The organism is Serpentinimonas raichei, from assembly GCF_000828895.1.
Taxonomy (GTDB): domain Bacteria; phylum Pseudomonadota; class Gammaproteobacteria; order Burkholderiales; family Burkholderiaceae_C; genus Serpentinimonas; species Serpentinimonas raichei.
In genome coordinates this window covers 1030309-1047129 of sequence record NZ_AP014568.1, presented here as the reverse complement: position 1 = coordinate 1047129, position 16821 = coordinate 1030309, and the positions used below count along the sequence as shown (strand labels likewise).

The 16821-nt window shown below is 64.5% G+C and carries 14 protein-coding genes and 1 pseudogene; all 15 read right to left on the bottom strand.

Going from position 1 to position 16821, the window contains the following annotated elements; translation table 11 throughout:
• Nucleotide 1 precedes the first annotated feature (1 nt).
• The 15 genes and pseudogenes from SRAA_RS04960 to SRAA_RS12595 all read right to left on the bottom strand — a co-directional run bounded on the left by SRAA_RS04960 (nucleotide 2) and on the right by SRAA_RS12595 (nucleotide 16772).
• Nucleotides 2–1456, bottom strand: a complete 1455-nt coding sequence (locus tag SRAA_RS04960) for a proton-conducting transporter transmembrane domain-containing protein (protein ID WP_045475868.1) — start codon at nucleotides 1454–1456, stop codon at nucleotides 2–4.
• A complete protein-coding gene (locus SRAA_RS04955; RefSeq protein ID WP_076606964.1) occupies nucleotides 1453–1902 on the bottom strand; it encodes an NADH-quinone oxidoreductase subunit K in 450 nt (149 codons plus the stop codon). Before SRAA_RS04955 ends, SRAA_RS04960 begins: the two co-directional genes overlap by 4 nt.
• Nucleotides 1899–2375: an MnhB domain-containing protein gene (locus tag SRAA_RS04950; protein ID WP_045475866.1), complete on the bottom strand. Its 477-nt coding sequence runs from the start codon at nucleotides 2373–2375 to the stop codon at nucleotides 1899–1901. Before SRAA_RS04950 ends, SRAA_RS04955 begins: the two co-directional genes overlap by 4 nt.
• Nucleotides 2372–4657, bottom strand: coding sequence for a hydrogen gas-evolving membrane-bound hydrogenase subunit E (mbhE, locus tag SRAA_RS04945; protein ID WP_052467491.1), 2286 nt, complete (start codon nucleotides 4655–4657; stop codon nucleotides 2372–2374). The genes SRAA_RS04950 and mbhE overlap by 4 nt, the downstream gene beginning before the upstream one ends.
• A gap of 175 nt (nucleotides 4658–4832) precedes the next feature.
• A complete protein-coding gene (locus SRAA_RS04940; protein WP_045531281.1) occupies nucleotides 4833–5822 on the bottom strand; it encodes a 2-hydroxyacid dehydrogenase in 990 nt (329 codons plus the stop codon).
• Nucleotides 5819–6562: a nitroreductase gene (locus SRAA_RS04935; RefSeq protein ID WP_082039916.1), complete on the bottom strand. Its 744-nt coding sequence runs from the start codon at nucleotides 6560–6562 to the stop codon at nucleotides 5819–5821. The genes SRAA_RS04940 and SRAA_RS04935 overlap by 4 nt, the downstream gene beginning before the upstream one ends.
• An 87-nt stretch (nucleotides 6563–6649) precedes the next feature.
• Nucleotides 6650–7099 (bottom strand): acyl-CoA thioesterase, encoded by a 450-nt coding sequence (locus tag SRAA_RS04930; protein ID WP_045531279.1) that lies wholly within the window; start codon nucleotides 7097–7099, stop codon nucleotides 6650–6652.
• Nucleotides 7092–8504, bottom strand: coding sequence for a replicative DNA helicase (gene dnaB / locus SRAA_RS04925; RefSeq protein WP_045531277.1), 1413 nt, complete (start codon nucleotides 8502–8504; stop codon nucleotides 7092–7094). Before dnaB ends, SRAA_RS04930 begins: the two co-directional genes overlap by 8 nt.
• A gap of 133 nt (nucleotides 8505–8637) precedes the next feature.
• Nucleotides 8638–9043, bottom strand: a pseudogene (locus SRAA_RS12225) (type II toxin-antitoxin system YhaV family toxin).
• A complete protein-coding gene (locus tag SRAA_RS04920; RefSeq protein ID WP_045531275.1) occupies nucleotides 9043–9363 on the bottom strand; it encodes a type II toxin-antitoxin system PrlF family antitoxin in 321 nt (106 codons plus the stop codon). Before SRAA_RS04920 ends, SRAA_RS12225 begins: the two are co-directional and overlap by 1 nt.
• Before the next feature lie 76 nt (nucleotides 9364–9439).
• Entirely contained in the window at nucleotides 9440–10573 is a 1134-nt protein-coding gene (gene zapE / locus SRAA_RS04915; protein WP_045531274.1) for a cell division protein ZapE, read from the bottom strand.
• 29 nt (nucleotides 10574–10602) lie between these two features.
• Nucleotides 10603–12042, bottom strand: coding sequence for a dihydrolipoyl dehydrogenase (lpdA, locus tag SRAA_RS04910; RefSeq protein ID WP_045531272.1), 1440 nt, complete (start codon nucleotides 12040–12042; stop codon nucleotides 10603–10605).
• A 17-nt stretch (nucleotides 12043–12059) separates the two neighbouring features.
• A complete protein-coding gene (gene odhB / locus SRAA_RS04905) occupies nucleotides 12060–13322 on the bottom strand; it encodes a 2-oxoglutarate dehydrogenase complex dihydrolipoyllysine-residue succinyltransferase (protein WP_045531270.1) in 1263 nt (420 codons plus the stop codon).
• 57 nt (nucleotides 13323–13379) lie between these two features.
• Nucleotides 13380–16259, bottom strand: coding sequence for a 2-oxoglutarate dehydrogenase E1 component (locus SRAA_RS04900; RefSeq protein WP_045531268.1), 2880 nt, complete (start codon nucleotides 16257–16259; stop codon nucleotides 13380–13382).
• 246 nt (nucleotides 16260–16505) lie between these two features.
• Nucleotides 16506–16772 carry a hypothetical protein gene (locus tag SRAA_RS12595; protein ID WP_029461766.1) on the bottom strand — a complete coding sequence of 89 codons (267 nt, stop codon included), beginning with the start codon at nucleotides 16770–16772 and terminating at the stop codon, nucleotides 16506–16508.
• Between the last annotated feature and the right edge of the window lie 49 nt (nucleotides 16773–16821).

Here is a 16821-nt window from a genome sequence, read left to right as displayed (position 1 = left end):
GTCAGGGGGCCCCCAGGGTTTTGGCGGCCGCTTGGGCGTATTCGATCAGCGGCTGCGGATACAAGGAAATAACCAGCATCAGCACAGCCAAACCCAAGCTGGCAATCCAAGCTGGCCCAAGTTGGGTGACTTTCGGTGGGCGCCACGCCGGATTCGGGTGCGGCTTCCAAAAAGCCTCCATCCAGATCTTGGCCATTGAGTAAAGCGTCAACATGCCGACCAACAGCGCAAAGAAAGTCCAAGCAATCTGACCTTGGGCAATGGTTTCTTGCACCACCATCACCTTGGCCCAAAAACCGGTAAAGGGCGGAATCCCAACCAGCGACATGGCCATGATGAAGAACAGCACAGCCAGCAAGGGCTGGGTTTTGTACAAACCACCGATGCGGCGCAGATCGTAGTCGCCGCTCAAGCGCCAGATGATGGCAGCGATCAAGAACAGATTGGCTTTGACGATGCTGTGGTGCAAAATGTAGAACAATGCTGCTGCATGGCCCGCTTGGCTGGCAAGCGCCACGGCCAGCAAAATGTAGCCTATCTGGCTCACGCTGTGAAAAGCCAGAATGCGCCGCATGTCCCAGTGGTAAGCGGCACCAATCACGCCAAACACCATCGAGCCCACGGCGATCCAGCCCAGCACCACGTAGATGAAATCGGGTGCGCCCACAAAAATGTCGCCCAAGGTGCGCAGCACCGCATAGACGCCCACCTTGGTCAAGACGGCAGCAAACAGCGCCAGCACCGGGGCCGGCAAGGTATGGTAGGAGGCCGGCAACCAAGCAAAGACCGGGAAAGCCGCCGATTTGATGAGAAAAGACAGCAGCAAACCCACTGCCAGCAAGGTCATCATGCCCGTTGACAGGTAGGGGATGGCTTGGGCCACCGCCGTATAGTTTAGATGCCCGGTCGCGGCATAAACCATGGCGACGGCGATCAGGAAAAACAGGGTGCCAAAAATGTTTAGCACGTAGTACTTGAAAGTGGCGTCGAGCTGGTCAACTCGGCCCCCCAGTGCAAACAGGCCCATGGCCGCCACCAGCATGACCTCGAACCAGACGTACAGGTTGAACAAGTCGGCCGTGGCGAAAGCCCCACCCGCACCGCACAGCACCCCATGCAGGAGCGGCAACACCATGGGGTGGCGCGAACCGGTGTCGGCGTCGCTGAGCATAAAGATCAGGCAAACCGTGCCCATGAAGGCCGCCATCAAGACCATGGCGGCACTGAGCCGGTCGATGGCAAACTCGATGCCGTAGGGCGCTCCCCAGTCGCCAAACACGGTCTGCGCTGCCTGGTCTTGATGCGCCACCGCCACCAAGGCGAGCGCGCAAACCAGAAAAGCCAGAGCACCCAGCAAGCTAATTGCGGCTTGCAGGCGCGGGTTTTTGTACGCCAGCGCCGTGGCCACCATGGTGACCATGGGCACCAGCACCGGCGTCGCAGCAAGCCAAGTCATGCCACCCCCTCCAGCTTGGTCGCGCTGGCGGCAGGGGTTGCAGCAGGCTGTGCAGGCTCGTGCTCGGCCCCGTTGTAGGGCGGCTTGATGGGATCGGTCGGGATGGGTTCAGACATGCGCAGGGCCAGTGTGTCGTCGGTGTCGGCACGCTGAATCAGGCGCAGCGCCACAACGACAGAAAAACAGATCAGGGCAAAGCCGATCACGATCGCGGTCAGAGCCAACGCTTGGCTCAACGGGTTGGCGGCGTCGCGCAGCACGGTTTCGCCCAAGGGGATCACGGCCGGTTGCACACTGCCCAAACGACCGGAGGCAAACAAAACCAAAATGGCTGCGCTACCCAATATGCCCAAGCCAAACACGCAGCGAAACACATCACGCGACAGCGCCAAATAAATACCTGCGGTGACGGTGATCCAGATGGTGAGGGCCAGCAACCAGATCATGCGCGCAGCTCCTGGGCCGCATCGGCCGCTGTGTCGTCGTGGGCGTCGGGCTCGTCCATGCCGAGCAGCTCGATGGCGTAACCGGCCAAACCGCCCCAGACCGCCAGATAGACGCCGAGGTCGAAAATGATCACGGTCGAAACCTTGAGCTCGGTAAAACCGAGTGGGATATGGCCCCACAGGTGCGTTAGGTAGGGCAAGCCCAGCAGCAGCGCCGGAATGCCCGAGAGCACGCCGATGCCAATGCCGATCACGGTCAGGCGCATCGCACTGCCGTAGGGCAGGCGCGCAGTGGCCGCCACACGCCCGTGCGCCACCGCCCACAGCACCGATGCGGTCACGGCCAGCAAGCCGCCGATGAAGCCGCCGCCGGGCTCGTTGTGCCCGCGCAGCAGCACCCAGAGCGAGGCCAGCAGGATCGTCACATACAAGGGGCCGGCAATCGACTCCAGAATCACCACGCGCCGGTTCATGCGGCACCTCCGGCTTTGGTTTTGTCTAGTGCGCGTTGGCGCTTAGCGTGCCCACGCACCGCCTGCAGCAGCGCGATGGCGGCCAAGAACGAGAGCGTGACCACCACGATTTCACCTAGGGTGTCGAGGGCGCGGAAATCGACCAGCACCACGTTCACCACGTTGCGCCCATGCGCTTCGGGCACGCTCACCTGGCCAAAGAATTGGTGCAGTTGCGGATTGAACTCCACCCCCGAAACCACCAGCAGCCACACCGCGATCACGCCGCCAAACACCAGCGCCACCGGCAGCGCCCCGCGCATCGAGTGCGTCTGCTCCAGCCCTTGGCCACGGCCGCGCTGGCGCAGCTTGAGCAGCACCGAAGCCACCACGATCACAAACACCGACTCGACCGCGAACTGGGTGTAAGCCACATCCGGCGCGCCCGCGTAGAGGTAGAACACGCCGCTGCCAAAACCCACCAGCCCAGTGGACAGCAACAGCACCAGCCGATCGCGCTGAAACAGCGCCAGCAGTGCCCCAGATGCAATCAGCACACAGGCGCCGATGAAGCCGGCTGAAGGCATGACCCAAGCCGGCCACAACCACTGGCTCCAGCCCGCCACCAAGGCAGCCCCCATGAAAACACCCACAAAGGACACCAACACCAAGCTGTACTGGCTCAGATCGCCGCCCTGCAACCAGCGGGTGGAATGCGCCGCCAACACCGGAATGCCGTTGATGAAGCGCTCGTACTGCGCCAGCGAACCGGAGCGATCGAACTTGGCCAAGATGCGGTCGAAGCGCCGGTGCAGCGGGTCCCAGTAAATGAACACCAACGCCCCGATGGCCAAGGTGGTGGCCAGCGAGAGCAAAGCCGCCGGGCCGAATTCGAGCGCAAAATGCACCGCCATCGCCTCGGCGCGCGGTGTCATGGCGTGCGCGGCCAGGCTCATCAGCCCGTCGGCCAAGAAGGGAAAGACCCCGAGCACGATGCCGATGCCCGCCAGCACCAGCGGCGGCCCGTACAGCGCCAGACCACCCTCGTGGGCGTCGGGCGGGGTCAGGTTGTGGCCCGGGTGGCGCCAGAACACCCGCACCGCCGCCACCGCCGCCACCGCCACCGCCACCGCGGCGAAAATGGTGTTGGCAAACTTGACCAATTCCGATATGGCGCCCAGCGCCCCGGCCTGCCCCACCACGTCTTTGACCACGTAGCCAAAGGAGAGCGGAATGCCGGCCATCGACAAACCGGCCAGCAAGGCCGCAGCCGCCGTCCAGGGCATGGCGTGGCGCAGGTTGCCTAGGCGGTCGATGATGCGGGTGCCGGTGCCGTGGTCCACGTTGCCAGCGACGAAAAACAGCGGCGCCTTGTAGAGCGCGTGCGCCAGCAGCAGCGCACTGACCGCCACCGTGGCCCCGTGTCCGGTCTTGCCCACCAGCATCACCAGCGTGCCCAGCGTAGCCACGGTGGACCAGGCCAGGATGCGTTTCAAATCGCGCTCGCGCAGCGCCAGCAGCATGCCCCAGGCGGCGGTGAGCGAACCGACGAGTTGCAGCGTCCACTGCCACATCATCCAGTCGCCAAAACCCGGGTCGAGCCGCGCCAGCAGGTACACACCGAGCTTGACCATGGTGGCCGAGTGCAGGTAGGCCGACACCGGCGTCGGGGCCGACATGGCGTTGGGCAGCCAGAAGTGAAATGGAAACTGCGCGCTCTTGGTGAAGGCACCCAACAAAATCAGCACCAGCGCGGTCGTCAGGGCCGGGGTGATCTCGGTGTTGGGCAGCGCGGTGATGATCTCTTGGATCGAGTAGGTGCCCATGATCTGGCCGAGCAAAATCGCCCCGGCCAGCAGCGCCAGACCGCCGCCGCCCGTCACCACCAGCGCCTGCTGCGCCGATTTGCGGCTCTTGGGGTCTTCGTGATTGAAGCCCACCAGCAGGAACGAGAGCAGGCTGGTCGCCTCCCAGAATAGGAACAGCACGATCAGGTTGTCGGCCATGACGGTGCCGATCATGGCGAACATGAACAGCGTCAGCAGGATGAAGAGCCGGTTTTGCTGCGGGTGCCCGGCCAGGTAGCCGCCGGCATAGATGAACACCGCGGTGCCGATGCCGGTGATCAGCAGCAGCATCAGCAGCGTCAGGCCGTCGATGTGGAAGTCGAGCTCCACCCCCAGCGCCGGAATCCAGGGCAGGGTGATGTCCAGCGGCAGCGGCTGCGTGACTGCAATCCACAGCACACAGGCGAAAGCCAGCAGCGGGATCAGCACGTAGGCCGCGCGTGCGCCCAGGCTCATGGCAGAGGCCGAGGGGTCGTGAGAGGAAAGTTGCGCCATGGGGGCTGAGTGTAATAATTTTTTGTCTCAGATTTCCTGACGGTTGCCCCACATCCGCCATGAATATCAGGCAATGCCGTTGCTATCCGGTCATTGCCAACTCAATCTGTCCTAGCCGCGCCTGTCCGGGGTCGGGTCATTTGCGCGGCAAAGGTGCGTTGATCGGCGTCAAGAGTTGTCCCCGCTGGTGGCAAGCGACCAGGTTATCCGCCGCCAGCAGCGCCATCCCTAGGCGGGTGCCCCGGGTGGCGCTGGCGATGTGCGGTGTCAGCACCACGTTGCTGAGCGCCAGCAGCTCGGGCCGCACCTGCGGCTCGCCCTCGAACACATCCAGCCCAGCGGCGGCGAGCTGGCCGCTTTGCAGCGCCTGCGCCAGCGCCAGCTCATCGACGATGCCGCCACGCGCGAGGTTGACCAGGGTGGCGCTGGGTTTCATCTGAGCCAGCTCGGCCGCGCCGATGGCGTGGTGGTTGGCCGGGGTGTAGGGCAGCACCAGCAGCAGGTGGTCGGCCTGGCGCAGCAGCTCGGCTTTGCTGACGCAGCGGGCGGCGCAGGCGCGCTCGGTGGCGGCGTCGAGCGGGCTGCGGTTGTGGTAGATCACCTGCATGGAAAAACCGTGCGCGGCGCGGCGCGCAATGGCTTGCCCGATGCGCCCCATGCCCAAAATACCCAGCGTGCTGTGGTGCACCTCGGCCCCCAGCAGCATGTCGGCGGCCCATTTGTTCCAGCGCCCGGCACGCAGGTAGCGTTCGCCCTCGGTGATGCGCCGCGCCGTGGCCAGCAGCAGCGCGAGGCCGAAGTCGGCGGTGCTCTCGGTCAGCACGTCGGGGGTGTTGCTGGCTTGCACGCCGTGGCGCGTCAGCGCCCCGAGGTCGAGGTTGTTGTAGCCGACCGCCATGTTGGCGACCACGCGCAATTGCGGGCAAGCGGCCAGCACGCTGGCGTCGATGCGATCGCCCTGGGTGGCCAGCACGCCCCACTGGCCTTGCAGGCGCTCGATCAGCTCGGCGGGGCTCCAAACCGCATCCTGCGGGTTGTCGCGCAGCTCGAAGTGCTCGCCTAGGCGCTGCAACACCTCGGGGAACAGGCGGCGCGTGATCAGCACGCCAGGCCGGAGCGCGTTCATTCGAGCCAGGTGCTGAATTCGGACACCGGCACGCGCGGGGTGCGGAAGGTGTTGATGATGTCGGCCGGGTCGGCGTAGCCGAGCGCCACGCCGCACACCAGCATCTCGTTCTCGCCCGCTCCCACATGCGGCAGCACGATGCTGGCGTAGCCGTTCCAAGCCGCTTGTGCGCAGGCGTCGAGCCCGTGCGCACGCGCCGCCAGCGTGAGGTTTTGCAGGAACATGCCGGTGTCGAGCAAGGAGCCGCCGCCCATCGCCTTGTCGATGGTGACGAACAGGCCCACGGGCGCATCAAAGAAGCGGTAGTTGCGCTGCCACTGGGCGTGCATGCGGTCTTTGTCGGCCTTGCCGATGCCCAGCAGGCTGTACAGGCTGAGGCCGTTTTCGCGCCGCCGTTCGATGTAAGGGCTGATCCACTGCTTGGGGTAGTAATCATAGACCTCGCGGTACTGCTCGGCCAGCGCCGGGTTGGCGCGCACGGCGTCGTGGGCGGCGCAGACTTTTTGCACCAGCGCGTCGCGGCTGGCCCCTTGCAACACATAGACCTTCCACGGCTGGGTGTTGGTGCCCGAGGGGGCGCGGCTGGCCAGCGCCAGCAGGCGCTCGAGCAGCGGGCGCGGCACCGGCGTGGGCAAAAAGGCGCGCACCGACTGGCGGCCCTCGATCGCTGCCTCGACGCTGGCGGGGTCGTTCACGATGGGGCGCACGGTGGCGGTGGTGGATGCGGGCATTTGGGTCATGCGGTGGGCTCTCCGTTGGGCTGCTGGGTTGAATTGACGGGTGCGTCAATTATGGCGGTTCCTTGGGCCGCCCTCAAAAGCAACCCCTCATAGCAGCCCGGTCAGCACCGCCTGCAAATCGGCCGGCAGCGGCACCGGCCGGCGCGTGACCCGGTCCACATAAACGTGCACGAAGTGCCCCGCCGCTGCGCACCGATCCGCCCCGCGCGCAAACAGGCCGACCTGGTAGCGCACGCTGGAGCGCCCCAGGTGCGCCACACGAAGGCCAGCTTCGACCGGCTCGGGAAAGGCCAGCGGGGCAAAGTAGTTGCACTGGGTTTCGATCACCAGCCCGATCACGGCCCCGGCGTGGATGTCGAGCACCCCGCGCTCGATCAGGTAGCCGTTGACGGCCGTGTCGAACCAACTGTAATAAACCACGTTGTTGGCATGGCCATAGACATCGTTGTCCATCCAGCGCGTCTGGATCGGCACGAAGTGCCGGAATTCGGAGCGCGCCAAGGGGCTGGGCCGGGCTGGGGTGGCGGCGTCAGCCATGGTAGCCGCCCTCTTGCGCCATGCTCTCAAAGCGCGTCAGCACATTCAGGAAGGTGAGCTTGACGGTGCCGGTGGGGCCGTTGCGCTGTTTGCCGATGATGATTTCGGCCACGCCCGGCTCCTTGCAGGCGTCCTTGGTGTAGTACTCGTCGCGGTAGATGAACATGATGATGTCGGCGTCTTGCTCGATGGCGCCGGACTCGCGCAAGTCGCTCATCATGGGGCGCTTGTCGGTGCGCGTCTCGACCGAGCGGTTAAGCTGCGAGAGCGCAATCACCGGGCATTGCAGCTCTTTGGCCAGCATTTTGAGGCCGCGCGAGATTTCGCCCAGCTCGGTGGCGCGGTTTTCGTCGCTCGAGGAGCTGCCGCTCATGAGTTGCAAGTAATCCACCACGATCAGCCCCAGTTTGCCACACTGGCGCGCCAGCCGGCGTGCGTTGGCGCGCAGTTCGGAGGGCGTCAGACCCGCGCTCTCATCGATGTGCAAGGACACCTGGCGCAGCTTCTCGATCGCTTCGGTCAGGCGCGGCCACTCCTCGTCGGTGAGCTTGCCGGTGCGCAGCCGCCCCTGGTGGATGCGCCCGATCGAGCCCACGATGCGCACCGCCAACTGCGCCGCCCCCATCTCCATCGAAAACACCGCCACCGGCAGCCCCTCGTGCAGCGCCACGTGTTCGGCGATGTTGATGGCCAAGGCGGTTTTACCCATCGAGGGCCGCGCCGCCAGCACCACCAGATCGCCCGCCTGCAAGCCCGAGGTCATGCGGTCGAGGTCGATGAAACCGGTCGGCACGCCGGTGATGTCGTTCGGGTTGTCGGCCATCTCCTGCACCCGGTCCAGCAGGTTGACCACCAGCGTATCGAGTGATTGGAAACCCTGCTTGAGGCGCGAACCCTCTTCCCCGATATGAAAGATCTTTTGCTCGGCCTCATCCAGAATGGTGGCCACCGGCCGCCCTCTGGGGTTGAAGGCGCTGCCGGCGATTTCGTCGCTGGCGCCGATGAGTTTGCGCAAAATCGCGCGCTCGCGCACGATCTCGGCGTAGCGGCGGATGTTGCCGGCACTGGGCACGTACTGCGCCAGCGAGTTGAGATAGGCCAAGCCCCCCACCTCATCGGCGCGCCCTTGGCTGCTCAGGTGCTCGAACACCGTGATCACATCGGCCGGCTTGCCGGCGTTGACCAAGGTGGAGATGGCCGCATAGATGAGCTGGTGCTCGCGCCGGTAGCAGTCGGATTCACTGACTAGGCCGGACACCCGGTCCCAGGCGCCGTTGTCCAGCAACAAGCTCCCGAGCACGCTGGACTCGGCCTCGATCGAGTGCGGCGGCACGCGAAGTTGCGCCACTTGGTGGTCCGGGAAAGCCCCCGGCGGCAGATCATCAAGAGCAAACACGGCTGACATGGATTTCCTTTCAGGCCGGCGATCTTAACCATTGCGCCGCTTGGATGCGCTCTGGATGTGCCGCCTCGGTGGGCCCGCGGCCATGCGCCCGCATGGCGTCGCTTGCGTCGCCCGCGTGCAACCCGTCGAAGCACTATCGATTCCAGTCGGTCTTGCTGGCGGCGAGCAATGCACCCCAGTCATCGGGAGGATGGCCAGACTTGAGCATTTTCTGGAACACCACGTAAGGCAGCGAAGATGATAATCCGGGCCTTGGAGTCAAAGCGGAAGAACAAACGAAAGCGGCGGCCGATCTTGGCTCGTCGCCAGTGGCGAAACGCAGGCCCTATGGTGTTGCCTTGCCGGTACTCGTCTCGGCTCGGATCGCTTGGGACGGCCTCCAAGATCAAAGTCGCCAAAGCGTCAAACAGTTTGACGTTGGCGTTGGACTCGAAACCCTCTGGGTCTTGCGCCTTGGCACGCGATGCGGCTGCATCCAGTTTCTGTAGCTGCTCGATCAGGCAATCGTGAAAGAGCAGATTCCATCCATGGCGCTCAATCACAGCGCCACGTCGCCTTGGATGTCTTCGTTCAGATCGACCTGCTTGCCTAGCCTGGCGAGCATGGAGCGCGCCAGCTCGTCGGGCATCGCTGTGATGTGCCGCCCGGACTGAATGTCTTTTTCCAGCAAGGCGAGAAAGCTGCCGATGGCCGGGTCTTGGTGGGGTTCGTCGGTCACGCGGGTGACGATGACGCGGCCACCCTTCAAATCAAAGGCCACCTTGCCACCCGCATCCACGCCCAGCGCCTGGCGGATGGGCTTGGGCAGGGTGATCTGCCCCTTCGATGTGAGGGTGGCGACTTCGTGAATGGCGGGCATGGCGGCCTCCTGTGAATCTGAACTGGCTGTGATGGTAAGGAATAATCCTTACTCTGTCAAGGTGCATCCAGACCCCTTAAGTCAAGCCCGTATCCACCTCGCGCCGCGCCAGCGCTAGGTAGGCTTTGCTCTGCATTTCGTTCAGGCGCGAGACGGTGCGCGGGAACTCGTGCGCCAGCGGGCCTTCGGTGTAGAGCTGCTCGGGCGGCACGGCGGCCGAGACGATGAGCTTGACGCGCCGGTCGTACAACACATCGACCAGCCAGGTGAAGCGGCGCGCCTGCGCGGCCATGTTCACCGGCAGGTGCGGCACGTGGCTCAGCAGCACGGTGTGGAACTGGTTGGCCAGTTCGAGGTAGTCGTTTTGCGAGCGCGGGCCGCCGCATAGGGTGCGAAAATCAAACCACACCACGCCACCGGCGCGGCGGATGGCGCGGATTTCGCGGGCCTCGATCTGCAGCAGCGGGGCTTCGTCGCGCGCTTCGGCCAGGCGCTCGAAGGCGGCCTCCATCTGCGCCTCGGCCTCGGGCCCGAGCGGGCACAGGTAGAGCGGCAACTGCTCTAGGGTGAGTTGCCGGTAGTCAATGCCGTGATCGACGTTGAGCACGTCCATGCTTTGCTTGAGCCCCTCGATGGCGGGCAGGATGCGGTCGCGGTGCAGGCCGTCGGGGTAGAGGCCGTCGGGGTGGAAGTTGCTGGTGGTGACGATGCCAATGCCGTATTTGCGCATGGCGTCGAGCACGCGGTGCAGGATCATGGCGTCGGTCACGTCGGCCACATGAAACTCGTCGAAACACACCAGCCGGTAGCGCACGGCCATGCGCCGACCCATTTCATCGAGCGGATTCACGGTGCCTTGCAGCTCGGCCAACTGGCGGTGCACCTCGCGCATGAATTCGTGAAAGTGCAGCCGCGTCTTGCGCCGCAAGGGCACCGCGTTGTAGAAGCAGTCCATCAAAAAGCTCTTGCCGCGCCCCACGCCGCCGTACAGATACACCCCGCGCGGGATCGGCAGCCGGTTGATGAACTTTTTGAGGGCGTTGGAGCGGCGCTGCTTGAAGTGCGTCCACTCGGCGGCGCAGCGCTCCAGCGCTTCGACGGCGCGCAGTTGCGCCGGGTCGCTCTGGTAGCCGCGTGCGCGCAGCTCGGCTTCGTAGAGGGCGCGCACCGGCCCGTAGCCCAGCTCGGGCAAAGGGGGCGAATCGGGCATGGCGGGAATAGAGGGCCGCTGCGCCGGGCTTAGAAGTTGAGCGCGCGCTTATCGACCGCCAGCGCCGCTTCTTTGGTGGCTTCGCTCAGGCTGGGGTGGGCGTGGCAGATGCGCGCGATGTCTTCGGCGCTGGCCTTGAATTCCATTGCCAGCACGGCCTCGGCGATCAGCTCGCTGGCCATGGGCCCGACGATGTGCACGCCCAGGATTTGATCGGTGGCGGCGTCGGCCAGCATTTTGACCATGCCGGTGGTGTCGCCCAGCGCGCGCGCCCGGCCGTTGGCCAAGAAAGGGAAGGTGCCCACGCGGTAGGCCACGCCCTCGGCTTTGAGCTGCTGCTCGGTGCGCCCGACCCAGGCGATTTCGGGGCTGGTGTAGATCACCCAAGGGATGGTGTCGAAATTCACGTGCCCGTGCTGGCCGGCAATGCGCTCGGCCACCGCCACGCCCTCTTCCTCGGCCTTGTGCGCCAGCATGGGGCCGCGCACCACGTCGCCCACGGCCCACACGCCGGGCAGGTTGCTGCGGCAGTCGGCATCGACCACGATGGCGCCGCGCTCATCGAGCTGCAGCCCGACCGCCTGCGCGTTCAGCCCGGTGGTATTGGGCACCCGGCCAATCGAGACGATGAGCTTGTCGGCTTCCAGCGTCTGCGGCTCGCCTTTGGCGTTGCTGTAGGCAATCGAGACGCCTTTTTTGAGCGCCTTGATCTCGCCCACTTGCACCCCGAGCTCGATTTTCAGGCCCTGCTTGTCGAAAGCTTTTTTGGCTTCGCGCGCAATCTGCTCATCGACCGCACCCAGGAACACCGGCAGCCCTTCGAGCACGGTGACATCGGCCCCGAGGCGGCGCCAAACCGAGCCGAGTTCGAGCCCGATCACGCCCGAGCCGATCACTGCCAAGCGCTTGGGCACTGCGCCCAGACGCAAGCCGCCGTCGTTGGAGAGCACGTTGACTTCATCGAAAGGCACCCCAGGCAGGGCGCGCGCGCTGGAGCCCGTGGCCACGATCACTTGCTTGGCGGCCAAGGTCTGTGGGTCAGCGCCCACTCCTGCCGCCACCGCGATCTCGTAGCCGCCCTCAAAGGCGCGCACGAAACTGCCACGGCCGTGGAAAAACGCCACCTTGTTCTTTTTGAACAGGTACAAAATGCCGTCGTTGTTTTGCTTGACCACCGTGTTTTTGCGGCCCAGCATCTGGCCCACGTCGATCTTGACCGCGCCGGTGCTGATGCCGTGCTCGCCAAAGTGCAGCCGCGCGTGCTCGAAATGCTCGGACGATTGCAGCAGCGCCTTGGAGGGGATGCAGCCGATGTTGGTGCAGGTGCCGCCCGGGGCCGGGCCGCCCTCGGCGTTGCGCCATTCGTCGATGCAGGCCACCTTGAAGCCGAGCTGGGCGGCGCGGATGGCCGCCACATAGCCGCCGGGGCCGGCACCGATGACGATCACGTCAAATGTTTGCTGTGTCATGGTAGGGCGCTTTGGTCTCAGAGGTTGAACAGCAGGCGCGACGGGTCTTCGAGCGCCTCTTTCATCGCCACCAGGCTCAACACGGCTTCGCGGCCGTCGATGATGCGGTGGTCGTAGCTCAGCGCGAGGTAGTTGATCGGGCGGATCACGATCTGGCCGTTTTCCACCACGGCGCGGTCTTTGGTGGCGTGCACGCCCAGAATGGCCGACTGCGGTGGGTTGATGATCGGGGTCGAGAGCATGGAGCCGAAGGTGCCACCGTTGGAGATGGAGAAGGTGCCGCCGCTCATTTCCTCGATGCCGAGCTTGCCGGCCTGGGCTTTTTGGCCAAATTCGGCGATCTTTTTCTCGATCTCGGCAAAGCCGAGCTGGTCGGCGTTGCGGATGATGGGCACCACCAGCCCGCGCGGCGAGCCGACTGCGATGCCGATGTCGAAATAGCCGTGATAGACGATGTCATTGCCATCGACCGAGGCGTTGACGACCGGGAATTTTTTCAGCGCATGCACCGCCGCCTTGACGAAGAAGCTCATGAAACCGAGCTTGACGCCGTGCTCTTTCTCGAAACGCTCCTGGAAGCGCTTGCGCATTTCCATCACCGGCGCCATATTGACCTCGTTGAAGGTGGTCAGGATGGCGTTGCTGGCTTGCGATTGCAGCAGCCGCTCGGCCACACGGGCGCGCAGCCGGCTCATGGGCACGCGCTGCTCGGGGCGCTGGCCCAGATCAAGGCTGGGCGCGGCCACCTGCGGCAGGGCCTGGGTGGGCACGCCGGTGGGGATGGTTGCGGCCGGGACGGCTGCCTTGGGTGCGGCGGCAGCAGCGGCCACGGCCGCCAGCACATCGCCCTTGAGCACGCGGCCGTCTTTGCCGCTGCCGCTCACGCTGGCGGCGGTCAGCTGGTGCTCGGCCAGCAGCTTGGCGGCGGCGGGCATGGCCACTTGGGCCTTGGAGGCACTGGTGGCTGCAGGGGCCGCTGCGGCTGCGACGCTGGCCAGGCTGGTGGCGGTGATGGGGGCCACGGCAGTGCCCACTTTGCCATCGGTGTCGATGCGCGCGATGAGCTGCTCGGCCAGCACCGTGGCGCCATCGGCGACGACGATCTCGGCCAACACCCCGGAAACCGGTGCCGGGACTTCGAGCACCACCTTGTCGGTCTCGACTTCGATCAGGATCTGGTCGGCGGTCACCGCCTCGCCCACCTTCTTCTTCCACTGCAACAGGGTGGCTTCGGCCACGGATTCCGACAACTGCGGGACTTTGACTTCTACGAGTGCCATGATGATTGCTATCCTTGAATGCGTAAGGGCTGGACCTGAATTGCGTAATTTCAGGGTTTATTTGCTTAGGATGAAACCTTTGAGCTTGCCAAAAGCGGCTTCGATCAGGGTTTTTTGCTGATCTTGGTGCAGGTGCGCATAACCCACCGCCGGCGAGGCGGAAGCGGCGCGGCCGGCATAGCCCAGGCGCTGGCCTTCGAGCATGTTGTCGTGGATGTTGTGCTGCACGAAGAACCAAGCCCCTTGGTTTTGCGGTTCATCTTGGCACCAAACGATCTCGGTTGCGTTCGGATAGCGCTTGAGTTCGGTTGCAAACGCCTTGTGCGGGAAGGGGTAGAGCTGCTCGACGCGGATGATGGCCACGTCGTGCGCGCCCTTTTCTTCGCGCTTTTTTACTAGGTCGTAATAGACCTTGCCCGAGCAGGCCACCACGCGCTTGACGGCGCTGGCATGCTTGTGCACCTCGGTGCTGTGCTCCGGAATCACGGTCTGGAAGCCGCCCTTGGTGAACTCGCTCAGGGGCGAGGTGGCGTCTTTGTTGCGCAGCAGGCTCTTGGGGGTGAAGATCACCAGCGGCTTGCGCAGCGGGCGCACCATTTGGCGCCGCAGCACGTGGAAAATCTGGCTCGCCGTGGTGGGCTGCACCAGTTGCATATTGGTGTCGGCCGCCAGTTGCAAAAAGCGCTCCACGCGCGCCGAGCTGTGCTCGGGCCCCTGGCCTTCGTAGCCGTGCGGCAGCATCAGGGTGATGCCGTTGACGCGACCCCACTTCACTTCGCCCGAGGCAATGAACTGGTCGATCACCACTTGGGCGCCGTTGACGAAATCGCCAAACTGCGCCTCCCAGATCACCAGCGTGTTGGGGTCGTTGGAGGCGTAGCCGTACTCGAAGCCCAGCACCGCCTCTTCGGACAAGATGGAGTCGATGACCACGAACGGAGCCTGGTTGTCGGCCACGTTTTGGAGCGGAATGTAGGTGCCCACATCCCACTTTTCGCGGTTCTGGTCGTGGATCACGGCATGGCGGTGCGTGAAGGTGCCGCGGCCGCAGTCTTCGCCCGACAGGCGCACGGCGTAGCCGCTGGCCACCAGCGACGCAAAAGCCATGTGCTCGCCCATGCCCCAATCGACGTTGAGCTCGCCGCGCCCCATGTCGGCGCGGTCGGCATAGACTTTTTTCACCAGCTGGTGTGGCGTCACGCTGGCGGGCAGGGTGGTGATGCGCTCGGCCAAGCGCTTCCACTCGGACAGCGGAATGGCGGTGTCGGCTGCATCGCTCCACTTTTTGCCCAAGAAGGGGGCCCAATCCACCGCGAACTTGCTCTTGAAGTTGGTCAGCACCGGGTCCACCGTGTGCCGGCCTTCGTCGAGCGCGGCCCGATAGGCTTTGAACATGTCGTCGCCCAGCGTCTCGCCCAGCCCTTGCGTCGCAAGCTTGTCGGCGTAGAGCTTGCGCGTGCCGGGGTGCTGCGCAATCTTTTTGTACATCAGCGGCTGCGTGAGCGACGGGGTGTCTTGCTCGTTGTGGCCAAGCTTGCGAAAGCAAACGATGTCGATCACCACATCCTTGGAGAAGGTCATGCGGTATTCGATCGCTAGTTGCGCCGCCAGCGCCACCGCTTCCGGGTCGTCGCCGTTGACGTGCAGCACCGGCGCTTCGATCATTTTGACGATGTCGGTGCAGTACAGGGTCGAGCGGGCGTCGCGCGGGTCGGAGGTGGTAAAGCCGATCTGGTTGTTGATGACGATGTGCACCGTGCCGCCGGTGGAGTAGCCGCGCGTTTGCGCCAGCGCCAGCGTCTCTTGCACCACGCCCTGGCCGGCGATGGCGGCGTCGCCATGCACCAGGATGGGCAACACTTGCTGGCCCTTGGTGTCGCCGCGGCGGTCCATGCGCGCGCGCACCGAACCCTCCACCACTGGGTTGACGATTTCTAGGTGCGAGGGATTGAAAGCCAGGCTCAGGTGCACCGGGCCGCCGGGGGTGGAGACGTCGGAGCTGAAGCCCTGGTGGTACTTCACGTCGCCCGCGGGCAGGTCTTCGGGGGCGGTGTGGTCGAATTCGGCAAACAAATCCTTGGGCATTTTGCCCAGGGTGTTGACCAGCACATTCAGGCGGCCGCGGTGCGCCATGCCGATCACGATCTCTTGTACGCCCTTGGCGCCGGCCTGCTGGATCACCCGGTCGATGGCCACGATGAAGCTCTCGCCGCCTTCGAGCGAGAAGCGCTTTTGGCCCACGTATTTGGTGTGCAGAAAGCGCTCAAGGCCTTCGGCGGCGGTGAGCCGATCTAGGATGTGTTTTTTCTCGGCCACGCTGAAATTGGGCTTGCTGCGGATGCCTTCGAGCCGCTCTTGCCACCAGCGCTTTTGCGTCTGGTCGGTGAGGTACATGAACTCGGCCCCGATGGAGCCGCAGTAGGTTTCGCGCAGCGCGTTGAGCAGCTCGCGCAGCGGCATGGTCTCGCGCCGGAAAAAGGTGTTGTTGGTGCTAAAAACCGTTTCCTGGTCGGCGTCGGTGAAGCCGTAAAAGGCCGGGTCGAGGTCGGGGATGGCTTCGCGCTCGGCGCGCTTGAGCGGATCGAGGTCGGCCCAGCGCTGCCCGACGTTGCGGTAGGCGGCGATGAGCTGCTGCGAAAACACCTGCTTGCGCGCCAGCTCGGGGTTGGCCGCCGAGGCCACCACCACCTGCGTCACACCCTGCTTGGCACGCTCGGCAAAGGCGTTGATGACCGGCAGGTGCGGCACGTCGCGTGCATCGGTGCCATCAAGGGCGGGGACGTGCTGGAGGGCGTCGAAGTAGCCGCGCCACGAGTCGGGCACCGAGGTCGGGTCGGCGAGGTAGTTTTCGTACATCTCCTCGACATAGGGCGCGTTGCCGCCGAACAGGTACGAATTGCCTTGGTAGGCTTGGTAGACGCCAGAGGTCTGATTCATGAGATCGCTCGCCTTCGGTTTCCCTGCAGGAAACACAAGTGGGTTGAAAACCTTCCGCGACACGGCTGCACCGGTTGGCGGATGCGACACAGGCCAAATTTGACCTGTGCAGCCTACTATTGTGCCACCGTTAGCGGGCTTTAGGGAAAAATTTGTGCTTGTCTCCTGGATCTTGGGGTGCTGCCGGACACCGTCCCTCAGGGGGCTTGGTGTCACCCTGAATGAGCGCAATAACAGCCAGTCAACCTAATTTTGGGGTGCAGTGTCGGACGATTGCTTGACAGGAAGCTGACCGCTGGTGCCCACGTTGACACTGCCCACCCCCACGGAAACCCCTACTCCGACGCCCACCCGCCCGTCGCTGCCCACACCCACCCCCACCGAGGCGCCGCGCCCCAGGGGCACCGACACCCCGAGGTTGACGCTGGCGCAAGCCGTCAACAGCAGCGCGCTCACAAGCAAGGTCAAGGCCCGCAGCGCAGCGGGAAAGCGCGAAACCGTAAAGCCGTTCATGTAAATCCCGTGGAATGCGAAATGGGCATAGTTTGGCAGCCGCAGCGGT

Coding starts and splice junctions, on each gene's coding strand:
- SRAA_RS04960 (WP_045475868.1), bottom strand. CDS start 1,456: ATGACTTGGCTTGCTGCGACGCCGGTGCTGGTGCCCATGGTCACCATG.
- SRAA_RS04955 (WP_076606964.1), bottom strand. CDS start 1,902: ATGATCTGGTTGCTGGCCCTCACCATCTGGATCACCGTCACCGCAGGT.
- SRAA_RS04950 (WP_045475866.1), bottom strand. CDS start 2,375: ATGAACCGGCGCGTGGTGATTCTGGAGTCGATTGCCGGCCCCTTGTAT.
- mbhE (WP_052467491.1), bottom strand. CDS start 4,657: ATGAGCCTGGGCGCACGCGCGGCCTACGTGCTGATCCCGCTGCTGGCT.
- SRAA_RS04940 (WP_045531281.1), bottom strand. CDS start 5,822: ATGAACGCGCTCCGGCCTGGCGTGCTGATCACGCGCCGCCTGTTCCCC.
- SRAA_RS04935 (WP_082039916.1), bottom strand. CDS start 6,562: ATGACCCAAATGCCCGCATCCACCACCGCCACCGTGCGCCCCATCGTG.
- SRAA_RS04930 (WP_045531279.1), bottom strand. CDS start 7,099: ATGGCTGACGCCGCCACCCCAGCCCGGCCCAGCCCCTTGGCGCGCTCC.
- dnaB (WP_045531277.1), bottom strand. CDS start 8,504: ATGTCAGCCGTGTTTGCTCTTGATGATCTGCCGCCGGGGGCTTTCCCG.
- SRAA_RS04920 (WP_045531275.1), bottom strand. CDS start 9,363: ATGCCCGCCATTCACGAAGTCGCCACCCTCACATCGAAGGGGCAGATC.
- zapE (WP_045531274.1), bottom strand. CDS start 10,573: ATGCCCGATTCGCCCCCTTTGCCCGAGCTGGGCTACGGGCCGGTGCGC.
- lpdA (WP_045531272.1), bottom strand. CDS start 12,042: ATGACACAGCAAACATTTGACGTGATCGTCATCGGTGCCGGCCCCGGC.
- odhB (WP_045531270.1), bottom strand. CDS start 13,322: ATGGCACTCGTAGAAGTCAAAGTCCCGCAGTTGTCGGAATCCGTGGCC.
- SRAA_RS04900 (WP_045531268.1), bottom strand. CDS start 16,259: ATGAATCAGACCTCTGGCGTCTACCAAGCCTACCAAGGCAATTCGTAC.
- SRAA_RS12595 (WP_029461766.1), bottom strand. CDS start 16,772: ATGAACGGCTTTACGGTTTCGCGCTTTCCCGCTGCGCTGCGGGCCTTG.